A 24,006-nucleotide genomic window follows, 5' to 3' on the forward strand; every position below is an offset into this window, starting at 1 on the left:
ACAGGGATGTTCAAATGCCTCGCAATTTCATAGCGCCTATGAGCAGTTCGGATAAAAAATTACTAACTCCAGCCTTCGGTGACATCTGGTGACCAGTTCCGAAAGAGAATATCAGCAGTCCTTCCGCCCTCGCGCCCGGATTTTACAGTTACTGGGTGACGAGCTAATTGGAAGTCCTAGGCTTGCAGTTTTTGAATTAGTGAAAAACGCATACGATGCTGATGCGAATGAAGTGACTATTATCCTTGACCTTTCAGATCAGGCGACTCCAAAAATCGTTGTGGAAGACGACGGCGAAGGAATGTCACTTAAAACAATCCAGGAAATCTGGCTGGTGCCAGGTAATGATCACCGTAAAGAACAACGTGAAAAAAAAATCAGAACAAAGAAACATCTTCGCCTCCCTTTGGGCGAAAAGGGATTAGGTCGTTTTGCGGTTCATAAACTCGGAGAGAAAATCAAAGTAACCACGCGAGCAAAGAACGAACTGGAGTGCGTCGTCGAGATCGACTGGGCTGAATTAATTAGGAAACCTTTTCTTGATGACGCCCCGATAACTATCAAAGAGCGCACACCTGAGGTTTTCTTGGGAAATTCGACGGGCACACTCGTTGAAATATCAGAATTAAGAAATAAAGCGTGGACACGTAGGGAGGTCCGAAGTTTACACAAGCAAATAATGTCCATCTGCTCTCCTTTCGAAGCACCAGAATCTTTTATAGCTGAAATGCTGGTGCCCGGGCATGAAGCTTGGATCAAAGACCTCTTAGATCCACAATCAATTTTAGATAGAGCACCATGGCACTATAAATTCGATATAGCTACTAATGGTGAAATATCTTGGGAATACACGTTCAAACCCGTCCCAGGGGTTAAACTTGAAGGTCGCCACGTCACAAAGCTAAAAAGCGGCTTGCTTCTCCCCAAAGAAGGTGGCAACAAAAGGCTACTTGCAGATTCAAGCTATTTAGCTGGCATAGGCGAGCTAAGCGGCGAATTTTATGTATATGACCGAGATCGTGAAATCCTTAAGTTAATGTCTGACGTGCAGATGCTAACGGAGTACCTAGACGAAAATGGCGGCATACGGATATACCGGGACGGCATCAGAGTCTATAACTATGGCGAACAGGGCGTTGACTGGCTAGGACTTGATCTGCGCAGGGTAAATCGGCCAACTCGAAAAATAAGCAACAATCTAATAATTGGCGTCGTTCACTTATCGCTAGAAAGCTCTGCCAATCTTATTGAAAAAACAAGCCGAGAGGGATTCGTCGACAACGAATCATTAGAACGACTTAAGAGCTTAGTACTTTCTGGTTTAGCTATTTTCGAGACAGAGAGAGACCTTGATAGAGACAGAATCAGAAAAATAATTCAACAAAGTGCTGATCCCGTTGCAGCGAACATACAGCGTCCGCTAGAAGCATTAAAGAGCGCGATGCGTAAGCATGGAGTATTGGAAACGTTTGAGCCGTACATCCGGAAGCTAGAAGACGATTATCAATCCATGCAGGAAACACTACTTTCCGCTGGGATGTCCGGATTAAATCTAGCCGTGATTTTTCATGAAGTTGAACGTGGAGTAAGAACTCTTCACCGCGCAATTGAAGACGGCGCCGATATAAAAAACGCAGCGTTGCAGGCAAGAGACCTCACTAAGTTGCTAGACGGTTTCTCGAGTCTCCTCAGACGCGACGATCAGAAACCGCATGATGCAAGAAAGCTCATCATTCGCGCTAGAGATTTAAGTTTATCTCGGCTTCGCTTCCATCAGACGCAACTTATATGCCCATTCCTTGAAAAAGAGACAAACGGATTTAGCTCACTCTTTTCTTTCGGACTAGTTCTGAATGCATTAATAAACGTGATTGATAATGCTTTGTATTGGATGCAAGTTAGATGGCCCGAAACAACAGAGAAAAGTAGAAAAATATATATTGGCATATCTGACGATTTCGAATTTGGCCCCGCAATAATCATTGCAGACAATGGACCAGGCTTTCAGGATGATCCGGAGAACATGGTACGTCCGTTTTTCACCCGCAGGCCAGCGGGAATGGGCCTTGGGCTTTACTATGCGAATTTAGCCATGGAACTAAATGGTGGGCTTCTTGCTTTCCCTGAAAAAGGCGAAGTTGAGTTGCCTGAGGGTATTGATGGTGCAGTTGTCGCTCTTATTTTCAAGGAAGTAAAATAAAAATGCTGCCAACTCCACGCGTTATAGCCATCGATGACAAACAACTTGAACTAGACGCACTGACAATATGCCTTGCCAAAATTGGCGTTTCTTGCCTTGGAATAAAGTACAACGTCGAAAGCGGCATCACCGGATGCTTCCCGGATGTGAGGGTGATATTTTTTGACTTACATTTGCTTGGAGACGCAATCGGCTCAAAAAACTCCCATTTCAATCAGATATTAAACTGCTTAGAACAAATTGCTCCCAAAGGCCCTTACGTAATAATAGTATGGAGTCAACAGGCTCATGAAGTTGACGAAAATGAAGAGGGCGGCTCTTTAGAATCATATCTATCAGAGCGACTTAAAGAAGACATTCCGCGGCCTTATGGAGTTCTAAAACTTAATAAAGCAGAACATATAGAGAAAAGCGAAGCCGGACTTCTTATTTCAAACCCGGACAACCTCAAAATTACGATTGAGAAGCTTCTTGCTGGCCACGCTCAAACAAAAGCATTACTTACGTGGGAAAAAAATATATTAGCAGCAGCCTCAAGTACTGTCTCTCAGGTCATTGAGCTTTCAGGGGGGCGTCCAGAGCAGCTTAAAGGCGTAATGGCATCACTCGCTATTGCTGCTGTAGGGCGAAGAAATGTGGATCAGGACAGATCTTACGCGCTGAACGAAGTCCTGCTCCCCATTCTTTCTGACCGACTAGCACTCTCCGAAGACGGAGACCAAGACAACGACATATGGAATAACGCATTCTCCGTTAAAGATGCGGAAGATATTGATGCAATTCAGCGCTCAAAAATCAACAGATTTATTAATATATCCGAGTCCATATACAATATAACACCCAAAGATAGGGGTGCTATAATCGGACTTGAGCAAGTCGAAGGCGATATTGACAACTACCTAAAAGATCTTTTCGGATTAGCGGTCGGCGAGATAATTACAAGATGTTTCGCACTAAAGAGTCTCAAAGAGCTTAAGGATTCTAGGTGGATCTTACTACAAGGGCAAGCAGCTTGTGACTACGCGCAGCGAAAACCGCAAACGCTAACTTACTTTCTAGGCTTAGAAGTTTGTCCATCCGCAATTAGGGATCCAAAAAACGGAGATAAGCCACTCCCCGATTCCCTATGGCAATCTCCGGACTTCCTAATAGACGGAGAAACCAAAAAACTCCTATTCAACTCTGGTGCCATGATAGTTCTCCCTCATAGTAAAATCGATGCTGCAAAAGTATTTTACCGAATGAGGGAGCAGATATTGAATGACCTCCTATTTAAACTTAGAGGACATCAATCCAGACCAGGGATAATTTATCTATAACCTCCCGAAAAAGTAAGCATGTCAAAAAGACATGCTTACTACCCCTTACAAACAACCATATGACTTATAGACACCCACTACATAAACCAAATACAACAACACAAGCCGTATATAAAACTCCAACCCTGAGTATCGTAAACGGCCCGAGATCATATCAACTATCAAAGGTAAAAAGATACTTAGCCTGAGGTGCTAGTTCATTCGGTATTTTATGAAGCTAGCTTCGTTATCGTCTGCATAAGAAAGACCTTCCGGAAACATCAGATTTGGCATTCCCGAAGCATCGTTTGTCTCTATTAATCCAAATAGTGCTTTTGACATAGGCATCCCGGCTGCAAATACGCGTATCCCCCTAAAAGCAGATTGCATTTTGGTTACCAAAACTCGCAAAAACTGTCGAGGGGAGATGGGGGCGTGGGGCATTAGGATGACGCGTATCGCGTCATCTGGAAATCCCAGAGAAAAACAAAAACGCCTTGCAGCCTGAAATCTAAAATATCGTTAGATGCGATATTGATAACGAGCTTGTCACCACCGAAATGGAATGAATAATCTTGAGGGCTTGACCGCCTCCAACTGCCCACCTACCCTCTCAACTCGGCGCCTAAGAAACGCTTCAACCAGAGCGGTCCTCCGCACCCGACAGCCATGCGGCTTTTTTTCGCCAGCGGTTTCTCTACGCTTGTGAAAAAATCCCCGTTATGTCGGGAGTGGGCGAATACAAGACCCGAAAGGGAAATATGTCCGGCCCGTCTCTGGTGGGTTTCTTAGCTCCCGACACCCATAACGCATGCCCTAAGAAAGCAACCAGAGGTAACGGAAATGCCTGGATACTTTGCGGTCCCTGCGAAGAACGTTAGCTGTACCTACACAATCTCTCAAACACGCTCCGGCTCGGAGGTGTTTCATGCATGAACCCTTCCTGCCTACTGTCTTCACCCGCCATAACCTGCACCTGCACGCTCTACTCCTTGAGAACCAGCCATGGTTCTGTGCTCGAGATCTCGGCCGTCTGATGGGGTTGTACCTGGATGATCGCAAGGTCAGCAAGCTCGATGAGGATCAGCGCCAAACTTTGGAAATTCGATATCACGGCCAGCCTGAAAATATGCTGATGCTCAGTGAGTCCGGCGTGTATGCGTTGCTGGTGTATCACTACACACCTGGGCATCGCCTGCTGCGGGAATGGTTGACTCATCAAGTGGTTCCGACTTTGCGCGATGGGCATCAATCAAGGTCCGCAGACCGTCCGATGTTGAGCTTGCTGGATTGGCCTGAAATGTCGTTGAGCCTTCTGCATTGGCAAGACGAAGGCTGGATCCGACTGCGGGATATGCCCTATCTGTTGCTCAACAGGACTCGTCGCCGAGCGCCAGTGAGCAGAACATGGTTGCAGAAGGTGGCTGAGTACTTCCATTCTTCGGGCCACTCCGTAGGCTGAAATCTCAAGGATGATCCATCCGTGCAGATACGCGGATGGATCATCAACCGCGCATTCTTAATTCGCTCTGTAACATTGCCGGATTCCTTACGACGTTCATTCCGATGCCTGACCGGGTAAACTCTCTCGATCATTGCCAGAAGAAGAATAAGAGCGTTGCCCCTAGCCAATCTTAAATGCATAACCGTTTTTTACCTGAACCCAGCCATTGGGTGCCAGTCACAACGTTATGAGAACCCGCTCCACATGATCAAGGACCACCCGTGAACCCAGACATGCTCGAATCCGGCCCCTTGGATGCCAAAGTACTCTCCGTCTTTGACTTCGACGGCACCCTGACCCACCACGACAGCTTCGTGCCGTTCCTGAAGTTCGCCTTTGGTAAAGGCGAGTTCGTGCGCAGGATGGTGAAGCTGGCAGTGCCTGGCGCGCAGTTTCTGTTGCGCGTCATCAGCCGTGATGAGCTCAAGGCGCAGTTGATCCGCACCTTTATGACCGGCGTGGATAAGGCGTGGGTTCAGCAGAAAGCTGAAGCGTACTGCCAGGCCTATTGGAACAAGTTGATGCGGCCAACCGGGCTGCAATCGGTGGCCGATGAGGTGAAGTCCGGGGCCGTGGTGACGCTGTGTTCGGCATCGCCAGCGTTGGTATTGCAGCCGTTTGCGGATCGGCTTGGGATCAAGTTGATAGGCACTGAGCTTGAGGTGGTTGACGGAGTATTGACGGGCAAGCTCACCGGGAATAATTGCCGGTGTGAGAATAAGGTGCTTCGGCTTGAGGCGGTTTATGGGGATCTGGGGGAGTATCGGCTCAGGGCCTGGGGTGATACGCGCGGGGATCGGGAGTTGTTGGCGGCGGCGCAGGATGCGCATTTTCGGCATTTTCATGCGAAGAAGAAACGAATCAAGCAACGCTGAATCGCCTGGACGACCTATCTGTGTGCGCTGGATTGACTGCCTTAGGCGGCGATCCAGTTTTCCACGATCAAGCCATTCACTCGCTTGAACTCACCTTCGTTGTTAGTCACCAAGACCAATCCTGAGCTTCTGGCGTGGCCCGCGATGTGCAGGTCATTTACGCCGATTGGAGTGCCCTTCTTTTCGAGATCGGAGCGGATCGAGCCGTAGTGAAAAGCGGCCTTGTCATCGTAGTGAATGACGTCAAGCCGGGAGATGAAGTCCTCCACCGCCCGAGTATTTCTCTCAACAAACTGGCTTTTTTCGGCCCCGTGCATCAGTTCCGCAAGGGTGATCGAAGAGATCACCATACGACCTACATTCGCATTGAATTTTTCCAGTATTTCCATAGGCCGACGCTTGATGATGTAGATCACGATGTTCGTATCAAGCATGTACTTAATCATCAAAGGACTCTCGCTCTTGCTGGGTTTGGTCGGCGCGCTCCTCCATAAAATCATCAGATACCGATTCGCTTGCAAGGAAAAAGCTGTCCCAAGTGTTTTCAACCGGCGAAATAATCAGTTCGCGCCCCACGGCACGCACCTCTACAGTTTTCACCCCAGCGGGAAAACGCATATCAGCAGGGATGCGGATATTTTGTGTACGGTTATTGGTGAAGATCGTTCCAGTAGACATAAGGAACACCTCTCTAGGCATGGGAAGACAGGTAAGAATGATAGTTTGCAGATGCTCTATTGCATAGCTCTATAGCAGCTACCCGACAAGCGTAGCCGAACAGGTAGCTGTTGGTGGCGGCGCAGGAGGCGCATTTTCATGCGAAGAAGAAGTTGGGCAAGTTGCGGCGGTGATGCGGGTGGATAGGGTCTGCGGGTAGACCGAGTTGATCCCATCACAGACTCGCTGGGGCTCGACAGCTCCCACAGGGGGTCTCTGTAGGTTCTAAGGGTGGTGTGAGTTCGTTAGATTGGCGCTTTGAGGTCCACGCCGAGTGCCGTTGCGAAGGCTTTGACCAGCGGGCTTCGTGGGGCGTTGTGGCGCAGGATAAGGTTGAACGGTGTGCTCAGGTGGATCTGCTCCGGGCATAACACGCGCAGGCGCCCCTCCCTCACCAGCGGCGCGGCATAGTGTTCGGGGAGGAAGCCCAGGAAGCGGCCCGTGAGGATGAGGATGGCCACGGCTTCAACCTGTGAGGCCGAGGCGGACTGGCTGTCGTAGCTGACGAAGTTGGCCTTGTCGCTGTGGATCGCGTAACGATGGTTGACCACTTCATGCTGGCGCAACACATCTGCGTTGATGTCACTCGCTTCAAACAGCGGATGCCCGACGGCGCAGTACGCGTGGGACTTTTCTTCGTACAGCGGGAAATAATCGAATTCTTCCCGCCGCTGGTACACCGGGACGATGCCGACAATCAGCCGCCCTTCCACCACGCCCCGTTCAACTTCGTCCAGTTGCGAGGCATGTAGGCGTAATCTTATTTTTGGCGACTCTGTATGTAATCTTCCCAGCGCGTTAATCAACGGTGAATTAACGTCGGAGACGGTGTTATCAATAACGCCCACACTAAGGTCGCCGATCAGTTCGTTCTGTGCCGAACTAAGCTTGTCCCTGAAACTGTCTACCGAGGCAAATAATTCAATGGACGCTTGATAGACTAATTTGCCTTCTTCGGTCAGGCCAAACCCTTCCCGCCCTCGCGTACACAGGCGCATGCCGATGCGAATTTCCAGGTCGGAAATCTGCTTGCTGATCGCCGCCAGGCCCACATTCAGCTCGTTCTGCGCCGCGCTGAAGCCGCCCGCTTCGACCACAGCCTTGAACACCCGCAGCAATTTGAAGTCCAGGCCGCTGAGTTGCAGGGGCGGTCTTGTGCCGGGTTTTGGCGGTATGTTTCCAGAATTGGAAAGTGGGGTTTCCATAATACGTGTTGACCTCAAGTGCCATATTCAACAGGCTTTGACCTACTCCATGAACATCGCCGGGCGGCAATAATGAACATACTTAACCGCCCTTGGCAACCTTGAATATAGCGGGTTGAACAGCTTTTACCGGCTGATTTAACGCCCATAAAAACCTGACACTACGATCAGGACTTTTCGTTTTGCTACTGCCCTCCGAATCCATAAGGCCAAGCCACGTCCATCGGGCTTGTCACTTCTAAAAACAAGCGTGAGGAACACCATGTCTCAGCCCATCGATCGCCTCTGGGGTGCTCGTTTCAAGTCCGGCCCGTCCGCTGCTTTGGCGGCGCTGTCCCGTTGCCCCGAGCGCTATTTTCGCCTGACGCCCTACGACCTGGCTGGCTCCCGGGCCCATGCCCGTGAGTTGCAGCGCGCCGGGTTGCTGGATGAGTCGGAAACCTTGCGCACCCTGGAAGCGCTGGACCGCATCGGTGAGGACTTTGCCGCTGGCCGCCTGCACCCGACGCTGGATGACGAGGATGTGCACACCTTCATCGAGCGGGTGTTGACCGAGCGTTTGGGCGCCCTGGGCGGCAAGTTGCGCGCCGGGCGTTCGCGCAATGACCAGACGGCCAACGATTTGCGCCTGTTCCTGCGGGACCACGCGCGCACCATCACCACCGAGGTGCTGGGGTTGCAGCAGGCGCTGGTGGACCAAGCCGAGCAGCATATCGAGAGCATCTGCCCGGGTTTCACCCACTTGCAGCAGGCGCAGCCGATTGTGTTCGCCCATCACTTGCTGGCTCATGCGCAGTCAATGCTGCGGGACGTGCAGCGCCTGGTGGATTGGGATGCGCGTACGGCGTTGTCGCCGCTGGGTGCTGCAGCGATGGCGGGCTCGGCAATTGCTCGCCAGCCGGAGCATTCGGCCAAGGAGATGGGTTACACCGGGCCGTGCGAAAACTCTATCGATGCTGTAGCCAGTCGTGACCACGTGGCGGAGTTTCTGTTTGTGGCGGGCATGCTCGGGGTGAATATTTCGCGGCTGTCGGAGGAGTTTTGCCTGTGGTCGTCGCGGCAGTTTCGCTGGGTGCAGTTGGACGATGCCTACGCCACCGGTAGCTCGATCATGCCGCAGAAGAAGAACCCGGACATTGCCGAATTGGCGCGGGGTAAAGCGGGGCGCTTGATTGGCAACCTGACCGGGTTGATGTCCACGCTCAAGTCCTTGCCGCTGTCGTACAACCGCGATTTGAGTGAAGACAAGCACAGTGTGTTGGACAGCGTGGATACCTTGCTGTTGGTGCTGCCGGCGATGGCCGGGATGGTCGCGACGATGAAGGTGCAGGTGGAAGAGCTGCGGCGTCAGGCGCCGATGGGTTTCACATTGGCAACTGAGGTGGCGGATTGGCTGGCCACTCGTGGTGTGCCGTTCAAGGAGGCCCATGAGATTACCGGTGCCTTGGTGCAGGCCTGTGAGAAGCATGAAATTGAATTGTGGGAAGCCTCGCCGGCGTTGTTGGCAGAGGTGGATACGCGGCTGACGCCGCAAGTGCGTGAGTGCCTGACCCTGGAAGCGGCGATTGCGGCGCGCAGTGGTTGGGGCGGTACGGCGCCGGATCGGGTGCGGGAGCAGATTGGGCGGTTGAAGGTGGCCCTGGCTGCGCAACAGAAGTGGGCAGAAAACTACACCGGCTTTCGAATTTAAAGATCGTTTCCACGCTCTGCGTGGGAATGCCTCTTGTGATGCTCCGCGTCACGCTTTGGGGACGCAGAGCATCCCTTGCTGCATTCCCACGCAGAGCGTGGGAATGATCAGTGTATTCAGTTGTTTTGGAGAGTCACCATGAAACAAACCCCGGCAGAGCGCTTGCAAGCCGAGCGCCAGCAGACCGAGAATCAGTTCGATATCACCCAGTACGAGCATGTGCCGCGTCGCTATTACGGGCGGATGTTTTTTGCCACGTTGATCGTGATCGCACTGGCTGCCTTGCTGCGTGCATTCGCCAACGGCCAGATCGAATGGTCCTACATCGGTCAGTTCCTCACGTCCGAGGCGATCATCTGGGGCCTGGTGAACACCATCATCATGTCGATCCTGGCCATGGCGCTGGGGGTGGTGATCGGGGTGATCACGGCGATCATGCGCATGTCGGCCAACCCGATCCTGCGTTACGTGGCCATCACCTACACCTGGCTGTTCCGGGGTACGCCGCTGATTCTGCAACTGCTGTTGTGGTTCAACCTGGCGCTGATTTTCCCGGTGATCGCGATTCCCGGCCTGTTCAGCATCGATACCGTGGACCTGATGACGCCGTTCGTGGCCGCCCTCCTCGGCCTGAGCATCAACCAGGGTGCCTACACCGCTGAAGTGGTGCGCGCCGGCCTGTTGTCGGTGGACACCGGCCAGTACGAAGCCGCCAAGTCGATCGGCATGCCGAGCCTTCAGGCGCTGCGTAGGGTGATTCTGCCCCAGGCGATGCGGGTGATCATTCCGCCTGTAGGCAACGAGTTCATCAGCATGGTGAAAATGACCAGCCTGGCGAGTGTGATCCAGTACTCGGAGCTGCTGCACAACGCGCAAAACATCTACTACGCCAACGCCCGGGTCATGGAGCTGCTGATTGTTGCAGGCATCTGGTACCTGGCGGTGGTGACTGTTCTTTCATTCGGTCAGAGCCGCCTCGAGCGTCGTTTTGCCCGCGGCGCCGGCAAGCGCTCGTAAGCCCTGACTGAGGAGATTTGCCCATGAGAAGCATCGTCAAGGCCGTGAACCTGAACAAGTATTACGACCAGTATCACGCGTTGCAGGACATCAACCTGGAAGTCGAACAAGGCGAAGTGCTGTGCATCATCGGCCCGTCCGGTTCCGGCAAAAGTACCCTGCTGCGCTGCGTCAATCAGCTGGAAAAAATCGACAAGGGCGGCCTGTGGGTTGACGGCGAACTGGTGGGTTACCGGGTCGTCGGCAACAAGCTGCACGAATTAAATGAATCACAGATCGCCCGTCAGCGGTTGGCCACCGGCATGGTGTTTCAGCGCTTCAATCTGTTCCCGCACATGACCGTGTTGCAGAACATCATCGAGGGCCCGTGCCAGGTGCTCAAGCGCTCGCCCAAGGAAGCCACCGAGGACGCGTTGGAGTTGCTGGCCCGCGTCGGCCTGGCGGACAAGCGCAATGCCTACCCGGTGGAGTTGTCCGGCGGCCAGCAACAACGTGTGGCAATTGCCCGTGCGCTGGCGATGCGCCCCAAGCTGATGTTGTTTGACGAACCCACGTCAGCCCTCGACCCGGAGCTGGTAGGAGAAGTGCTGTCGGTGATGCGCGATTTGGCCACCACCGGCATGACCATGATTGTGGTCACCCATGAGTTGGGCTTCGCCCGCGAAGTGTCCAACCGCATGGTGTTTATGGATGCCGGCCAGATTGTGGAAGCCGGCAGCCCGGAAGAAATTCTAATAAGCCCACAAAACCCGCGTACCCAAAGCTTTATTTCTGCCGTTCGCACTTAACTAAAAAACTAACGAGAACGCCCCCATGAAAAATCTGTTTCTTCCAAGTTTGCTCGTAGGCCTGATGGCCTCCACTTCGGTTTTGGCGGCATTGCCGGCAGCGATCAAGGACAAGGGTGAGATCAGCGCGGCCATCGTGCCGAACTACCCGCCGATGGATTTCAAGGACACCGCCACCAACAAGCTCACCGGCCTGGACTTTGACCTGGGCAACGCCCTGGCCGAGCGTTTGGGGGTGAAGATCAAGTGGCAGGAAACCGGCTTCGAACAAATGCTCAGCGGCCTGACCACCAAGCGCGTGGACATTGTGCTGTCGGGCATGAGCGACACTGCCGAGCGTCAGAAGGCGGTGACCTTTATTGACTACTTCACCAGCGGCCCGCAGCTGTACACCCTGGCCAAGCGTGAAGACCTCAAGGAATTGACTGACCTGTGCGGTAAAAAAGTCGGCACCAGCCGACGTACCACCTGGCCATCGGAAATTGCCGCGTGGAGCAAGGAAAACTGCGAAAAGGCCGGTAAGCCAGCCATCGTGGTGATTGGCACCGAGGGTTCGGCGGATGCCCGGGCGCAATTGCAGCAGAACCGTCTGGATGCGGCGATGCAGGGCAGTGAAACCATTCCTTACCTGATGTCGCTGGACAAGGGTAAGTACAAGCCGGTGGGCCTGGCGATTTCCAAGCAGTTCACCGGGCTTGGGATCGAGAAGAGCAATACCGAGTTGGTCACGGCGATCAGTGAGGCGTTGCAGGGCATGATTGATGACGGGACGTACGGCAAGATTCTGAAGAAGTGGGATCTGGAGCAGGGTGCGGTGGAAAAAATCAGCATCAATGCCGGCCAGTAACTCGATCTAAATGTGGGAGCGGGCTTGCTCGCGAATGCGGTGGATCAGCCGGTACAGTTGGCACTGACACACCGCATTCGCGAGCAAGCCCGCTCCCACACTGGATCTTCATCGCCTTGAAAAAAGAATAAGGACATCCGCCCCACCGTGGCCACGTACTCCCTGGTAATCCGCCGCCTGATGATCTGCTCGGTGACCATCGTCGTCAGCCGCGCCATGACCAGCCCATTGCTCGCCCTGTTGCTGAGCACCCGCCTGGGCCTCAACCAGCAAGATATCGGCTTGCTGATGGGCATCGCCGTGTTCATCGCCACCCTGCTGGGCCTCTATGGTGGCTACATCATCGACCGCCTGGAAAAGCGCAAGCTGCTGATACTGGCGATGCTTTCCAGCTCCATCGGTTTTTTGTTGCTGACCTTTGCCAGCAACCTGTACCTGACCACCCTGACCCTGGTGATCACCGAAGCCGCTTCGGCGCTGTTCCTGATCGGCTCCAAGGCGATCATCAGCGAGAACCTGCCGGTGGGCCAGCGGGCCAAGGTGTTTTCCCTGCGCTACACCCTGACCAATGTCGGCTACGCCACCGGCCCGATGCTCGGCGTGGTGATTGCCGGGCAGATGCCCCTGGCACCGTTCCTGATCGCCAGCGCGATTGCCTTTGGCAGCCTGTTCCTGATGATCGGCATCCCACCGACCCAGCGCGACGACAGCAACAAACCCTTAAGTTTTCTCAGCACCCTGAGGACCCTGCGCAGCGATCGCACCTTGATCCTGTTCACCAGCGGCAGCCTGTTGAGCACCATTGTCCATGGGCGCTACACCCTGTATCTGTCGCAGTTCCTGCTGGTGGCCTACAAGCCGGAGAACGCGCTGAAAATTCTCTCTGCGGTGCTGGCGTGCAACGCCATTACGGTGATCCTGATGCAGTACCAGATCGGCCGCTTCCTCAAGCGCGAACAACTGCGCTACTGGATCGTGCTCGGCACCTCGCTGTTTATTGCCGGGTTGATCGGCTTCAGCATGGCGGACGGCTTGGTGTCGTGGTGTGTCGCGATGTTTGTGTTCACCCTCGGGGAGATGATCATCTACCCCTCCGAATTCCTGTTTATCGACACCATCGCCCCGGACGCCCTGCGCGGCAGTTATTACGGCGCACAAAACCTGGCGGCATTTGGCGGCGCCTTGAGCCCGGTGATCTGCGGCTACCTGCTGATCAATGCATCGCCCGCCTCGATGTTCTATGTACTCAGCGGGCTGACGGCGGTGGGAGGCACCTTGTGTTTCCTGAGTGGCCGGCGTGTGGTGGTCCGTGCGTAATTTCTACTGATATTTGCTCGATATCCCGCTATTAATAGCGAAATCTCTCACGGACCCGAGCCCCATGAAATTCGACACGGCCTACAGCCTGAGTCTCGACGACAAGCTGTCGATCTATGACGTGCGCGACCTGAATTTCGACGAAACCGCCGCCTTCGATTCCGACAAGGACAGTTTCCTGTGCCCCAACGATGAATGCCGGGCAGCGTTCCAAGCGGGCAATGTGTTGGGCACCTTCAACGCAAAAAACGTCAATTACCTGCGCACGCCCCACTTCAAGAACATCCCCAGTACCCGGCATATCGAGGGCTGCCGTTACGCCAGCCGCCATGCCGGAAAAGGTGAAGCAGAGGATGGGCCGGAGGAAAATTTCCCGTCGGAATTTGTCCTGACGCGACGCCAGTACGAACGCAAAACCCCGGTCATCGGTGCTGAGGGTGGCACCGCACAAGAGCCGCCGAAAACGCCGGCAACCCGCAACGCCTTGTCTCACAGCTCAAGCGACACCACCCCGGACAAGACCAGCGTCTTTGCCCACCCAGTGGAATGCTACGTGTCCAATATCGGCGACAAGGACAAGCTGAAAAGCATGCCCTTGAAGATCGGCGAGCACACCGCGACCTACTGGACGTTTTTCAAGAAGATCGAATACCTGCAGGACAACAAAGGCCTGATCTACTGGGGCAGGATTAAGGAGATCAAGGACTACACCAGCAGCTTTCGCATCGACTTCGAAAAGAAGGCCTGGCTCGACAAAAAGCCCTATTCCATCAACGTTTACCTGAGCAAAAAACTGATCGAGAACTACCGCAAGCGCAAGGCGTTCCTGGAGCAGATCAAGGCCGCGGTGGACAGTGATCGAGCGCTGTATTGCTTCTTCTACGGGGTAACGCCGGAGCTGAAACAGGTGCCAAGCAAGAAAAACCCCGAGCAGACGTTCGGGGTGTTCAGTGCCAATATCGAGAACCTGGATCACCTGATTATTCGCGAGGCGCCGGGGTTGGGAGAACGGTAATGCGATTCCAGGTCAGGCCCTTCGGCTGAATAAACGGTACTTTTCACGTGCAAGTGCGGCGCCCGCAGGGTCCAAGCCGCCTACCGTGACCAACCAGTGAATCAGCATTTCCTCATCCGGTAAATGAAGCCCCTTCACATCTTTCAAGCTTCGAGGCGTATGGTTGATTCGAGCGTCGTAATGCAGAGCGCTCCAAGGCATTGCAACAAGATCCACGCCTTCTGCGTCCATCTCAAAACTCCGCAATATTTCGTTGATTTGAGTCTGCGCACTCCGATCACCCCGCTGCTGTAGAGAGTACGACTCGACCAAATTGACGAATTGCTGCTCAGGCACAGACGGATCAACCAAATCCAAAACATCAGACTTCAAGGCGAGATCCAAAACACCACTCATCCACCGATTAATAAAGGTGCGCACGAAGCCATCGGCGTCGGCTTTTTTCATATCAAAAAACAGCATGCAATAGCGGGTTTTCAGATGTATCGCCAACAGCACATGTTTACGTTGCACCGTCGCGGCATGGACCAGCCACTGATGAGGGTCGGCGTACAGGTCATCGCCCTGGCGCTCTTGTGTCGGCAGTTTTTGAACCGGGGTAATTTTTTTGCCTTTGTGAACCCGGCTAAAAAAATTACCAGCCGCCTGCGTACAATTAAAACTAAGCATCAAGATATTTCCTGAATATTCTGACTGAAGTCTAAGACAAGACTCAGTCGCCTTGTACGTGTGCAGCAACCCACTCGATTTCGTAACGCTGCCTGACCGCGTAGCCGATAGCGCTCAATGTCTCTTCGCTTAATACCGACAACTCTGAATCACTCAACAAATCATGCCTGATCATTTGCGCAAGGCTCTCGCGGGCTTTCGAACGACTGTGGAGATCAAACATTCGGACGACATCGTTATCGCGATCCCTGGTGAGGCTATACAGCGTCCTGTACCGAGCCTCGGCAGAAAGCGTTTCGCGCTCGCTGATGGTCTTTGCATCAGCCAGTACGCCTAGGTAAAAGCGTTCAAGCGCCAATGCCCTGAGGACTTTGAACTTCTGCCAATCGCTTTCGGAAATGGACATGACATTCCCCCGGTCACTTTCTTTTGAATAGAGAAGTAACCCTAGCCTGCGGCTAAAAGAACGCAAAATCCACTTGCGTCAGACCAGCATGCTCACCATCACCACGCCCAACAACCCGATATACACCCGCGCATGCAGTGCATCCGGGATGCGACCGATCCACGGCGTGGCCAGGCGAATGCCCAGCAGCGAGCCCAGGGTGAGGATGGCGAACGCCAGCAAATCGACATAGCCGACATACCACGTGCCCAATTGCACCTTGGCGAATCCCGCCATGAGCATGTAGGTAAATGTACCGGCCAGCGCCACCGGCACGCTCAGCGGATTAGCCATGGACGTGGACTGGGACATGCTCAAGCCACAACGGCGCAACAGCGGCACGGTCATCACGCTGCCGCCCACCCCCAGGAAGGTCGCGATCAGGCCAATGGCGATGCCGCCGCCCGTCACTTCCGCGCCGCTCAGGCGTCGTGGCTGGAGCCTGTCGTCCTGGCTGAGAAAGCCCCTGCGCAACAGGCAATCGACAATGGTGATGGCCAGGTAGGCGATAAAGGCGTACCGCATGAAATCACCGCTGGCGAACATTGCAGCCCCTGCGCCCAGCACGGCGCCGACCCCGATGTACCCGCCCAACGGCCACAGGTAATGGCGAATCAGATTACCTTTGCGCTGGTGTTTTCCGGTGGCAAGCAGCGCGTTGACGATCATCACGCAGGTGGAGGTGGCGACCGCGATATGCATCGCTGATCCACTCACGCCCGCGTCGTGGCTGAGCTTGAGCATGCCGTACAGCAACGGCACCACCACGAACCCGCCACCGAAGCCGAACAGCACAGCGGTCACGCCGGTTATACAGCCGAACAGTGCCAGTAATAGATAGAACATCGGGAATCGCCTTCAGTATCAGGGAGAGCTGTCGACGATAGAGATTCAAGGCTTGGCCCGCTTGCGCATGTCGGCCAATAATATGCGAGATATTGCCACTTCCGGAATCAGCTCCATGCGCAACGTTTCCATCGCTCAGCTCGACCTGACCCCGCGAACGGTCGTGGCAATCGGCACCGACTATCCCCACGGCTATCTGCTCAAGCGCCACAGCCATCGCCGCGGCCAGTTGCTGTATGGCGCCACCGGGGTGATGCAAGTCAGCACCCAGCAAGGCAACTGGGTTGTGCCGCCCCAGCGCGCGGTGTGGATTCCGGCCCAAGTGCCCCATGAAGTGCTGATGCTCGGCGTGTCGACGCGCAGCCTGTATATCGAACCGCACGCCGTCACCGACTTGGGCACCGACTGCCACGTCATCAACGTTTCACCCCTGATGCGACAGTTGCTGATGGAGGCGGTGGAGCTGCCGCTGGAATACGACGAGGCCGGGCGCGACGGTGCGCTGGTCAGCCTGCTGTTGTATGAACTGGCACGTGCCACGCACTTGCCCCTGCATATCCCGCTGCCGGAGGACCCTCGCCTGCTTGCTCTGTGCCTGACGTTTCTGCAGCGGCCGGACGTGCACCAGTCACCGGTTCAATGGGCGCAACAATCGCACCTGAGCCTGCGCACCTTCAGCCGGCATTTCCGCCAACAAACCGGCCTGAGCTTCGTGCAGTGGCGCCAGCGAGCCTGTGTTGTGCAGGCCTTGGCGCGGTTGGCCAGCGGTGAAAGCGTCACCCGGATCGCCCTGGACCTGGGCTATGAAAACCCGGCGGCATTTTCCAGCATGTTCCGCCGGGTGCTTGGGCAGTCACCGAGCACCTACCTGGAAGGGGCGAAATAGAGCGGCGGCAGCGCTATCGGAAAATCCAGTTGATGAGCGGTCAAAACAACTGTACAAAAACACAGTATAGTTTGCCCTCCCCCGTCGAACCTGGAGAAAGTCCATGTCCTCTCTGGCAATGAGCAGCACTGTAGAACAGCAGATCGTCCTTCATCAATTCACCCCACGGCACAGCGTCCAGGCCCGCCTGATGCTGGGCTGGAGCCGGGAAGACCTGGCCCGGGAAGCGGATGTGGAAGTGGACGCCCTTCAACGTTTTGAAAGCCATGGCGATGTGGACGATGAAGTCCGCCTGAGTGTGGCGTTTCGCCTGGAGGCTGAAGGGTTGGTGTTTTTCCCGGGCTTTGCGCCGGGTTGGGGGATGAATGTGCGGGGCTCTTTGCCACTGTCGTCAGAGCATTCAGTGCTTGAAACGGTTGAGTAAGATTTCTCTTCGCGCTGACGCTTATCCCTATTTAGGTATATCCTCTCATGAGTTCATGGAAGCCACTCCTCTGGGTGGGCGGTAGCAAGAAAGATCTGCAGCAAATGCCTGGGCCTGTTCAAGATGTGTTTGGCTTTGCGCTCCACCTCGCCCAAGGAGGAGGCAAGCACTCACAGACCAAGGCATTGAAAGGGTTTGGCGGTAACGCGGTACTTGAGGTGGTGGAGGATTTCGACAGCAACACTTATCGTGGTGTGTATACCGTCCGTTTCGACTCAGCTGTTTATGTCCTTCATTGCTTCCAGAAAAAGTCGACGAAAGGCATCGCTACAGCACAGCACGACATACAACTGATCAAACAGCGACTCAAGGCGGCGCAGGATCATGCACAAGCATCACAACGCGATTGAGATCGAAGAAAGCACCGGCAATGTCTATGAAGACATCGGGCAGCCCGACGCCAGTGAAATGCAGGTCAAGGCACAGCTGGCGACGAAGATTGGTGAGATTCTCAAGGCACGTAGCCTCACTCAGGCACAAGCCTCCGTCATTCTCGGTTTATCCCAACCCAAGGTGTCTGAAATGCTGCGTGGCAGGTTTCGGGGTATCAGTGAAGCCAAAATGCTTGAGTGTTTGTCGCGCCTGGGGCGCGATGTGCAAATCGTTATTACGGCTGCGCCAGCTTCAGGTACTCAAGGACGTATTGAAGTGCTATTCGCCTGAGTTGCCCTAGGTTCTGGCTCCCGCAAGTTCACGCCTGCAACTGCAACGCCCGACGGATCATTTGTGGCGGTTGGCCAAACGCTCGCAGGAAGGCTCGACGCATGCGCTCCGGGTCACCGAAGCCCGTCTCTCGGGCGACGACGTCGATGGAGTGGCTGCCGGATTCGAGCATCAACCTCGCCGCTTCAATGCGCAGGTGTTCTACCGCCTTGGCCGGCGATTGCCCGGTTTCGGCGCGGAACAGTCGGCTGAACTGACGCGGGCTGAGGTGTGCCGCTTGCGCCAGTTGTTCTACCGAGAGGTCCTCGTGCAAGTGCCCTTTGGCCCACGCCAGGGCGGTTTGTACGCGGTCGGACTTTGGGTCCAGTTCCAGCAACGCCGAGAACTGCGACTGGCCACCGGCACGGCGATGGTAAACCACCAGTTTTTTCGCCACGTCGCGGGCCACTTCCACGCCCAAATCGTGCTCGACCAGGGCCAGGGCCAGGTCGATGCAGGCGGTCATCCCGGCAGAGGTCCAGAGCGGGCCATCGACGGTGAAGATCCGGTCTTCCTCCAGCTTCACGTTGGGGTAGCGCTGGCGAAACGTCATGGCGTGGTACCAGTGGGTGGTTGCCTTGCGCCCTTCCAACAGGCCGGCCGCTGCCAGGTGGAACGAACCGGTGCAGGCCGATGTAACCCGGCGCGACGCCGTCAACGACGCTTGCAGGTACTCCACCATGCCAGGAGTGGGCTCAAGTAGTTCGTTGTCCCCCAGCACCAGGATCGTGTCGTAGACCTGCTGCCCGAACGCCAGGCTATCAATGGCAAAGCCCATGGAGCTTTTTATCGGCCCGCCATGCTCCGACAACAAGTCCACGCGGTAGAACGGTCGCCCCACCACGAAGTTGGCAAACTCGAACACGCTGCTGGTGGACAGGCTGAGCACCTGGAAACCGGGAAAAAGCAGGATACCGACGGACACCATGGCCAAACCTCATGTCTCTAAAGGAGGGATATACGACATTGCAGCCACCACATTACACCCATAATCTTGGTTCCAACAAGGCCGCCCCCCTCCCCGGCCCATTTGGAGCAACTGCCATGTCGCAACACAAAGGTTATGCCCTGATTACCGGTGCCTCGTCAGGAATTGGTGCGGTGTATGCCGACCGCCTGGCCCGTGCCGGCTACGATCTGATTCTGGTGGCCCGCAACCAGCAACGTCTGGAGCAGTTGGCAACACGCTTGAAAGCCAATACCCAGCGTGACGTGCAGGTGATAGCGGCCGATCTCAATCTGCCAGCCGACTTGGCGCGAATCGCCCGGATCGCGCACGAAGACAGCCGTATCAGCCTGCTGGTGAATAACGCCGGTGTGGGCGCCACGGCTTCGCTGCTGGAGTCGGATGCCGACAAAATGGACGCGATGATTCTGCTGAACGTACTGGCGCTGACCCGCCTGGCCAAAGCCGCGGCAACCAACTTCGTCGCCCAGGGCCGTGGCACGATTATCAACATCGGCTCGATTGTCGCTCTCGCTCCCAAAGTGCTGAACGGCGTGTATGGCGGTACCAAAGCGTTCGTGCAGGCGTTCAGCGAATCGCTGCAGCATGAGCTGAGTGACAAGGGCGTAGTGGTCCAGGTAGTGCTGCCAGGCGCTACCGCCACGGAGTTCTGGGACATCGCCGGCCTGCCTGTGAACAACCTGCCGGAAGCCATGGTGATGACCACCGAGAACCTGGTGGACGCCGCCCTGGCAGGCCTTGCCCAGGGTGAAGCCGTGACGATTCCGTCCCTGCCGGACAGCGCCGATTGGGACACCTACGAAAGCGCACGGCTGGCCCTAGGCCCGAACCTGTCGCACCGTGAACCCGCCGCTCGTTATGGGTTGAAGTAATCCGGACTAGCGCAGGCCGGGTGTAAACGCAGGCTTCCTGATTGCATGGGAGGCCTGCTCATACCCGTAGGCGACCGACAGCAACGTGGCTTCGCTCAAATTTGCCCCATAAAAGTGAACGGCCGTTGGCATCCCTTCGTCGTCCATTCCTGATGGCATGGAGATACCGGGATAACCGGCCACTGCCGAGTAGTAGTAACTGTACGAGTGAAAATTGGACACTATTGCATCAAGCTTATGCTCGGCCAGCGGCTTATCGATGGTGCTTTTGAAAATCGGGCCGATGGCAGCCCATAACTCATTGCGCGCCTCATCACTGATATCCATCCCGTTGATCATGGTGAGCATCTGTTGATCCGGCACACCCGGACCGCTGTTGCGCTCGTTGAATTCAATCAGCTCAGCCAGCGACTTCACCGGCAAGCCTGCCCGTCCGGCCAGGTAGGCTTCAAGCTGGTGTTTAACGTCCGATAACAACGCGTCGTTATATTGTTCATGGGTTTCGTACGGGACGCCCTCACCCAGTTGACCCACGGGTACCAATGTCGCGCCCTTGCCCCGCAGCAACGTAATGGCATCCTCGAAGTGCTGCCTGTCGGCTATTTTCGCCGGGTCGTTGGCATCTTCTGCAGATAACTCAGGCAACGGCGTATAGCCGATGCGCTTGCCCACCAAGGCGTCAGGCTTGATTCCCTGGGTGTAGCGGTTGGTATCCGTCATCGCATCCAGTGCTTGCGCCGCATCACGCACGTTACGGGTGAAGGTGCCCACCGTGTCCTGGCGGGAACTGGTCATCACCCCTTCAGTGCTCACTAACCCTTCGGTCGGTTTGAAACCAATAACACCGTTGTAAGCCGCCGGCGTAATGATTGAACCATTGGTTTCGACCCCCAATGCCAAGGGCACAATCCCTTGTGCAACGGCTACCGCAGAGCCCGTACTCGATCCCGCCGCCTGGCCATCCAGCCGATGCGGGTTGAGGGTCAAGCCGCCCCTGGAGCTCCAGCCATCAACCGGCGCCTCAGAGCGAAAATTGGACAATTCGCTCATGTTGGTTTTTCCAATAATCACAACGCCAGCCTTCAGCAGGTTGTCCACCACCTTGGCGTTCCTTGAAGCGGGCCTGCCCACCAGCGCCATGGAGCCACCGCTGGTCTGCATCTTGTCGCCGGTTTCGAACACATCCTTGAGCGCTATCGGAACGCCATGCAAAGGCCCGCGCACTTTGCCTTCGGCCCGTTCCAGATCCAGCGCACGGGCTTTCACACGAGCGTCAGGATTGATTTCAATGAACGCATTGCCGCCCTGCAAGCCCTTGTCCATGTTGGCGATCAGCTTCAGCGAATCCCTCACCACCGAATCGGAACTGGCCCCATTGGGCCGGGTCATGGCCGCCGCCAAATCGTCGGCACTCCTGTAGGCCTGTGGCGGGTTCACCACTGCATCGAAAAGCCCCGCTGCCCATCCCGCGCCCAAACCTGGTCCGATCATAAATACTCCCCGCCTGCCTGAATGTTGGGAATACCGTTCGATATCCCTGCCTCAGTCTAAGAAGCGAAATACTCGATGACTCGGGGGCAACTCTTACCGCGGCGTACGATCACTCTCCCCATGGCGTAGGCCCTTAAAGCCGCCCTAGAACCTGCTGACAACCTCGCACCAACGCCGCCAGACGATCTCTGGACCAGTGCGCACCATAGAACCAGACGACCCTCGACACCCCGTCGACGTCGGTGCCCGCGGGCACGCTGAAGCGTGGGTTATCGGCAGTCGCTGCTTTGTGGAAAGCAACACCTTGCGCATCCGCCACCACCCCATCCAGGCGGTTTTCCGTGACCCGGTCGTTAATCTCATTACCGGGGTCCAGGGTGAAGTGACGTGTGTCATCGGTCACCCGCGCCGTCACAGGCACCAATTGCGCACCGGCTGCACGCAGTACGTCCAGTACCCGGGAAAAGTGCGAGCTGTGTTTGGCGGGTTTGCGCACATCACCGGTAACGTACTCGCTGGCAAAACCAATACGGCTGCCAGCCAAGGGCGGTGTGTTGATCAGATGACCCGGATCAGCGACGGGTGGAATCTCCACCATCACCCGCCCCTCAGGGTCGACACCGCTGAGGGCAATCAGTGATAACGCGGGATCGCGCACGCTGTGCATCATGGGACCAGGGAGGTCGAGCCTGGGGCCGTAACCGCCCGTGGAGCCAAACTCCAGGCCGCCCTGGCGAGTGGCCGAATTGACGATCGTACCGGCCGCATGACTGCCAAACACAACACCCTGGCTGGCAGTGGGGGCGCAAGGCTGGGGAGTACAACTGTCCCCCGACCCTGAAGGCTTGAACAGGCAGCGCACGCCCGGCCCCGTGACCTTCCTACTCTTATCGTCCATACACTCCCACGCCCCGGAATAAAGTTTCGAGGCGTGATTGCATCCCTTCAGCGAGGTGGATGTCTGTCGGAAATGGCTGGTTTTGGCTCGTTCAAAATCCCTGAGCGCGCGATCAGACGGTGATTATCCGCTGACATGCGCTTCACTGCCCTGATGCTCGACGTCCAGCCACCAGGCCTGCCCGCGCTCCGGCTGGTTGAGCATGAACGCCAGCCCCATCGCCGGTGTGGTGATCGACACGTTACGCTCCCATGCCAGTGCCATGATGCGGTCGAAGGGTTCGTGCCATGCATGAAACGCCAGGTCGAACGTGCCGTTATGGATCGGCAGCAGCCAGCGGCCCTTCAAGTCGATGTGCGCCTGCAGGGTTTCTTCCGGTTGCATGTGCACGTGGGGCCAGTCGACGTTGTAGGCACCCGTCTCCATCAGGGTCAGGTCAAACGGGCCGTACTGCTCGCCGATACGCTTGAAGCCCTCGAAATAGCCGGTATCACCGCTGAAGAAAATTCGCCGTGAGCCGTCGATCATCACCCACGAACACCACAGCGTCTGGTTGCCATCGAACAGGCCGCGCCCGGAAAAGTGCTGGGCCGGCGTGGACACAAAACGAATCCCGTCCACTTCAGTACCCTGCCACCAATCCAGCTGCCGCACCTTGCTGGCATCCACGCCCCACTTGACCAGCGTATCGCCCACACCCAGCGGCGCGAGGAAATAGCGGGCCTTGTCCGCCAGTTGCACCACCGCCTTGTGGTCCAGATGGTCGTAGTGGTTGTGGGAAAGAATCACCGCCTCGATCGGCGGCAGGTCCTCAAGGCTGATCGGCGGCTGATGGAAACGCTTGGGGCCCGCCCAACTGAACGGCGAAGCACGCTCGGCGAACACCGGGTCGGTCAGCCAGAACTTGCCGCGCATTTTCAGCAGCACGGTGGAATGGCCGAGGCGGAAAACGCTATGGTCCGGGGCGGCAAACAGTTGCTCGCGAGTCAGCGGCTGCACCGGGATCTCACCCACCGGGCGCGTGCTGCGGGGCTTCTGGAAGAGCATCTTCCACATGATGCCCAGGGTCTTGCCCAAGCCGCCATGCTGGATGGGCTTCTGATTGGTGAAGTGACCTTGATGCTGTTCGGAAGACTTGGGCGCTGTAGAAGAACTGTCGAGACGGGTTGAGATCGTGGCCATTACCGAGGAACTCCTGCAGACTGCTCTAAAAATTACACTGCACAGTGTAGTTTCTAGATTGCAACAAAACCGGGAGCAAGTAAACTACCGA

At 55.7% G+C, this 24,006-nt stretch carries 25 protein-coding genes; 15 read left to right on the plus strand and 10 right to left on the minus strand.

All coding sequences use genetic code 11. The features are described 5' to 3' along the window. Positions 1-88 precede the first annotated feature (88 nt). From V6607_RS25065 to V6607_RS25080, 4 genes are all read left to right on the plus strand, one after another. Positions 89-2,200: an ATP-binding protein gene (locus tag V6607_RS25065; RefSeq protein ID WP_256662370.1), complete on the plus strand. Its 2,112-nt coding sequence runs from the start codon at positions 89-91 to the stop codon at positions 2,198-2,200. Positions 2,201-2,202: 2 nt separating this feature from the next. Next, a complete protein-coding gene (locus V6607_RS25070) occupies positions 2,203-3,519 on the plus strand; it encodes a hypothetical protein (protein WP_134327175.1) in 1,317 nt (438 codons plus the stop codon). A gap of 907 nt (positions 3,520-4,426) precedes the next feature. Further along, positions 4,427-4,960: a Bro-N domain-containing protein gene (locus tag V6607_RS25075; protein WP_338741353.1), complete on the plus strand. Its 534-nt coding sequence runs from the start codon at positions 4,427-4,429 to the stop codon at positions 4,958-4,960. 275 nt (positions 4,961-5,235) lie between these two features. Continuing rightward, positions 5,236-5,877: an HAD-IB family hydrolase gene (locus V6607_RS25080; RefSeq protein ID WP_087693117.1), complete on the plus strand. Its 642-nt coding sequence runs from the start codon at positions 5,236-5,238 to the stop codon at positions 5,875-5,877. Positions 5,878-5,918: 41 nt separating this feature from the next. Here the strand turns inward: V6607_RS25080 and V6607_RS25085 are convergent, their stop codons facing one another. From V6607_RS25085 to V6607_RS25095, 3 genes are all read right to left on the minus strand, one after another. Beyond that, on the minus strand, positions 5,919-6,323 hold the full coding sequence (locus V6607_RS25085) for a type II toxin-antitoxin system VapC family toxin (protein ID WP_008432929.1): 405 nt from the start codon (positions 6,321-6,323) through the stop codon (positions 5,919-5,921). Beyond that, positions 6,316-6,555 carry an AbrB/MazE/SpoVT family DNA-binding domain-containing protein gene (locus V6607_RS25090; protein ID WP_008432930.1) on the minus strand — a complete coding sequence of 80 codons (240 nt, stop codon included), beginning with the start codon at positions 6,553-6,555 and terminating at the stop codon, positions 6,316-6,318. The genes V6607_RS25085 and V6607_RS25090 overlap by 8 nt, the downstream gene beginning before the upstream one ends. 284 nt (positions 6,556-6,839) lie before the next feature. Next, positions 6,840-7,799 carry a LysR family transcriptional regulator gene (locus V6607_RS25095; protein ID WP_102369727.1) on the minus strand — a complete coding sequence of 320 codons (960 nt, stop codon included), beginning with the start codon at positions 7,797-7,799 and terminating at the stop codon, positions 6,840-6,842. A gap of 262 nt (positions 7,800-8,061) precedes the next feature. Here V6607_RS25095 and argH point away from each other — a divergent pair, with 262 nt between their 5' ends. The 6 genes from argH to V6607_RS25125 all read left to right on the plus strand — a co-directional run bounded on the left by argH (position 8,062) and on the right by V6607_RS25125 (position 14,473). Continuing rightward, positions 8,062-9,489: an argininosuccinate lyase gene (gene argH / locus V6607_RS25100; protein ID WP_134327176.1), complete on the plus strand. Its 1,428-nt coding sequence runs from the start codon at positions 8,062-8,064 to the stop codon at positions 9,487-9,489. 138 nt (positions 9,490-9,627) lie between these two features. After that, entirely contained in the window at positions 9,628-10,506 is an 879-nt protein-coding gene (locus V6607_RS25105) for an amino acid ABC transporter permease (RefSeq protein ID WP_003211504.1), read from the plus strand. Between the two features lie 23 nt (positions 10,507-10,529). Then, positions 10,530-11,294: an amino acid ABC transporter ATP-binding protein gene (locus tag V6607_RS25110; RefSeq protein ID WP_003211502.1), complete on the plus strand. Its 765-nt coding sequence runs from the start codon at positions 10,530-10,532 to the stop codon at positions 11,292-11,294. Positions 11,295-11,319: 25 nt separating this feature from the next. After that, positions 11,320-12,141, plus strand: a complete 822-nt coding sequence (locus tag V6607_RS25115) for an ABC transporter substrate-binding protein (protein WP_008432932.1) — start codon at positions 11,320-11,322, stop codon at positions 12,139-12,141. A gap of 147 nt (positions 12,142-12,288) precedes the next feature. Then, the gene (locus V6607_RS25120) at positions 12,289-13,458 is read left to right on the plus strand and encodes an MFS transporter (RefSeq protein ID WP_003211499.1); all 1,170 of its coding nucleotides are present in this window, start codon (positions 12,289-12,291) and stop codon (positions 13,456-13,458) included. Between the two features lie 64 nt (positions 13,459-13,522). Further along, entirely contained in the window at positions 13,523-14,473 is a 951-nt protein-coding gene (locus tag V6607_RS25125) for a hypothetical protein (protein WP_134327177.1), read from the plus strand. A gap of 12 nt (positions 14,474-14,485) precedes the next feature. Here the strand turns inward: V6607_RS25125 and V6607_RS25130 are convergent, their stop codons facing one another. From V6607_RS25130 to V6607_RS25140, 3 genes are all read right to left on the minus strand, one after another. Then, a complete protein-coding gene (locus V6607_RS25130) occupies positions 14,486-15,142 on the minus strand; it encodes a hypothetical protein (protein ID WP_134327178.1) in 657 nt (218 codons plus the stop codon). 43 nt (positions 15,143-15,185) lie between these two features. Beyond that, positions 15,186-15,548, minus strand: coding sequence for a hypothetical protein (locus V6607_RS25135; protein ID WP_134327179.1), 363 nt, complete (start codon positions 15,546-15,548; stop codon positions 15,186-15,188). Between the two features lie 78 nt (positions 15,549-15,626). Then, on the minus strand, positions 15,627-16,433 hold the full coding sequence (locus V6607_RS25140; RefSeq protein ID WP_134327180.1) for a sulfite exporter TauE/SafE family protein: 807 nt from the start codon (positions 16,431-16,433) through the stop codon (positions 15,627-15,629). 115 nt (positions 16,434-16,548) lie between these two features. Between V6607_RS25140 and V6607_RS25145 the strand changes: the two genes are divergently transcribed. The 4 genes from V6607_RS25145 to V6607_RS25160 all read left to right on the plus strand — a co-directional run bounded on the left by V6607_RS25145 (position 16,549) and on the right by V6607_RS25160 (position 18,466). Next, entirely contained in the window at positions 16,549-17,319 is a 771-nt protein-coding gene (locus tag V6607_RS25145; protein WP_134327181.1) for a helix-turn-helix transcriptional regulator, read from the plus strand. Between the two features lie 103 nt (positions 17,320-17,422). After that, a complete protein-coding gene (locus tag V6607_RS25150) occupies positions 17,423-17,743 on the plus strand; it encodes a helix-turn-helix transcriptional regulator (RefSeq protein WP_134327182.1) in 321 nt (106 codons plus the stop codon). A gap of 47 nt (positions 17,744-17,790) precedes the next feature. After that, on the plus strand, positions 17,791-18,153 hold the full coding sequence (locus V6607_RS25155) for a type II toxin-antitoxin system RelE/ParE family toxin (protein WP_003211487.1): 363 nt from the start codon (positions 17,791-17,793) through the stop codon (positions 18,151-18,153). After that, positions 18,128-18,466 carry a helix-turn-helix transcriptional regulator gene (locus V6607_RS25160; protein WP_134327183.1) on the plus strand — a complete coding sequence of 113 codons (339 nt, stop codon included), beginning with the start codon at positions 18,128-18,130 and terminating at the stop codon, positions 18,464-18,466. The genes V6607_RS25155 and V6607_RS25160 overlap by 26 nt, the downstream gene beginning before the upstream one ends. Before the next feature lie 28 nt (positions 18,467-18,494). Here V6607_RS25160 and V6607_RS25165 read toward each other — a convergent pair whose 3' ends face one another. Further along, entirely contained in the window at positions 18,495-19,433 is a 939-nt protein-coding gene (locus tag V6607_RS25165) for a GlxA family transcriptional regulator (RefSeq protein WP_008432938.1), read from the minus strand. A 116-nt stretch (positions 19,434-19,549) separates the two neighbouring features. Between V6607_RS25165 and V6607_RS25170 the strand changes: the two genes are divergently transcribed. Further along, positions 19,550-20,344 (plus strand): SDR family oxidoreductase, encoded by a 795-nt coding sequence (locus V6607_RS25170; protein WP_008432939.1) that lies wholly within the window; start codon positions 19,550-19,552, stop codon positions 20,342-20,344. Between the two features lie 6 nt (positions 20,345-20,350). Here the strand turns inward: V6607_RS25170 and V6607_RS25175 are convergent, their stop codons facing one another. The 3 genes from V6607_RS25175 to V6607_RS25185 all read right to left on the minus strand — a co-directional run bounded on the left by V6607_RS25175 (position 20,351) and on the right by V6607_RS25185 (position 23,915). Beyond that, entirely contained in the window at positions 20,351-21,733 is a 1,383-nt protein-coding gene (locus V6607_RS25175; protein ID WP_256351031.1) for an amidase family protein, read from the minus strand. Between the two features lie 235 nt (positions 21,734-21,968). Further along, positions 21,969-22,733 carry an amidase family protein gene (locus tag V6607_RS25180; RefSeq protein ID WP_134327184.1) on the minus strand — a complete coding sequence of 255 codons (765 nt, stop codon included), beginning with the start codon at positions 22,731-22,733 and terminating at the stop codon, positions 21,969-21,971. A 123-nt stretch (positions 22,734-22,856) separates the two neighbouring features. Continuing rightward, entirely contained in the window at positions 22,857-23,915 is a 1,059-nt protein-coding gene (locus V6607_RS25185) for an MBL fold metallo-hydrolase (RefSeq protein ID WP_338741374.1), read from the minus strand. Positions 23,916-24,006 lie beyond the last annotated feature (91 nt).

It is taken from the genome of Pseudomonas sp. KK18 (assembly GCF_037094675.1).
Lineage (GTDB): Bacteria > Pseudomonadota > Gammaproteobacteria > Pseudomonadales > Pseudomonadaceae > Aquipseudomonas.

Excerpts from the sequence above, each read along its gene's own strand:
- V6607_RS25070 (WP_134327175.1), top strand. The coding sequence starts at position 2,203 with ATGCTGCCAACTCCACGCGTTATAGCCATCGATGACAAACAACTTGAA.
- V6607_RS25075 (WP_338741353.1), top strand. The coding sequence starts at position 4,427 with ATGCATGAACCCTTCCTGCCTACTGTCTTCACCCGCCATAACCTGCAC.
- V6607_RS25080 (WP_087693117.1), top strand. The coding sequence starts at position 5,236 with ATGCTCGAATCCGGCCCCTTGGATGCCAAAGTACTCTCCGTCTTTGAC.
- V6607_RS25085 (WP_008432929.1), bottom strand. The coding sequence starts at position 6,323 with ATGATTAAGTACATGCTTGATACGAACATCGTGATCTACATCATCAAG.
- V6607_RS25090 (WP_008432930.1), bottom strand. The coding sequence starts at position 6,555 with ATGTCTACTGGAACGATCTTCACCAATAACCGTACACAAAATATCCGC.
- V6607_RS25095 (WP_102369727.1), bottom strand. The coding sequence starts at position 7,799 with ATGGAAACCCCACTTTCCAATTCTGGAAACATACCGCCAAAACCCGGC.
- argH (WP_134327176.1), top strand. The coding sequence starts at position 8,062 with ATGTCTCAGCCCATCGATCGCCTCTGGGGTGCTCGTTTCAAGTCCGGC.
- V6607_RS25105 (WP_003211504.1), top strand. The coding sequence starts at position 9,628 with ATGAAACAAACCCCGGCAGAGCGCTTGCAAGCCGAGCGCCAGCAGACC.
- V6607_RS25110 (WP_003211502.1), top strand. The coding sequence starts at position 10,530 with ATGAGAAGCATCGTCAAGGCCGTGAACCTGAACAAGTATTACGACCAG.
- V6607_RS25115 (WP_008432932.1), top strand. The coding sequence starts at position 11,320 with ATGAAAAATCTGTTTCTTCCAAGTTTGCTCGTAGGCCTGATGGCCTCC.
- V6607_RS25125 (WP_134327177.1), top strand. The coding sequence starts at position 13,523 with ATGAAATTCGACACGGCCTACAGCCTGAGTCTCGACGACAAGCTGTCG.
- V6607_RS25130 (WP_134327178.1), bottom strand. The coding sequence starts at position 15,142 with ATGCTTAGTTTTAATTGTACGCAGGCGGCTGGTAATTTTTTTAGCCGG.
- V6607_RS25135 (WP_134327179.1), bottom strand. The coding sequence starts at position 15,548 with ATGTCCATTTCCGAAAGCGATTGGCAGAAGTTCAAAGTCCTCAGGGCA.
- V6607_RS25140 (WP_134327180.1), bottom strand. The coding sequence starts at position 16,433 with ATGTTCTATCTATTACTGGCACTGTTCGGCTGTATAACCGGCGTGACC.
- V6607_RS25145 (WP_134327181.1), top strand. The coding sequence starts at position 16,549 with ATGCGCAACGTTTCCATCGCTCAGCTCGACCTGACCCCGCGAACGGTC.
- V6607_RS25150 (WP_134327182.1), top strand. The coding sequence starts at position 17,423 with ATGTCCTCTCTGGCAATGAGCAGCACTGTAGAACAGCAGATCGTCCTT.
- V6607_RS25155 (WP_003211487.1), top strand. The coding sequence starts at position 17,791 with ATGAGTTCATGGAAGCCACTCCTCTGGGTGGGCGGTAGCAAGAAAGAT.
- V6607_RS25160 (WP_134327183.1), top strand. The coding sequence starts at position 18,128 with ATGCACAAGCATCACAACGCGATTGAGATCGAAGAAAGCACCGGCAAT.
- V6607_RS25165 (WP_008432938.1), bottom strand. The coding sequence starts at position 19,433 with ATGGTGTCCGTCGGTATCCTGCTTTTTCCCGGTTTCCAGGTGCTCAGC.
- V6607_RS25170 (WP_008432939.1), top strand. The coding sequence starts at position 19,550 with ATGTCGCAACACAAAGGTTATGCCCTGATTACCGGTGCCTCGTCAGGA.
- V6607_RS25175 (WP_256351031.1), bottom strand. The coding sequence starts at position 21,733 with ATGACCCGGCCCAATGGGGCCAGTTCCGATTCGGTGGTGAGGGATTCG.
- V6607_RS25180 (WP_134327184.1), bottom strand. The coding sequence starts at position 22,733 with ATGGACGATAAGAGTAGGAAGGTCACGGGGCCGGGCGTGCGCTGCCTG.
- V6607_RS25185 (WP_338741374.1), bottom strand. The coding sequence starts at position 23,915 with ATGGCCACGATCTCAACCCGTCTCGACAGTTCTTCTACAGCGCCCAAG.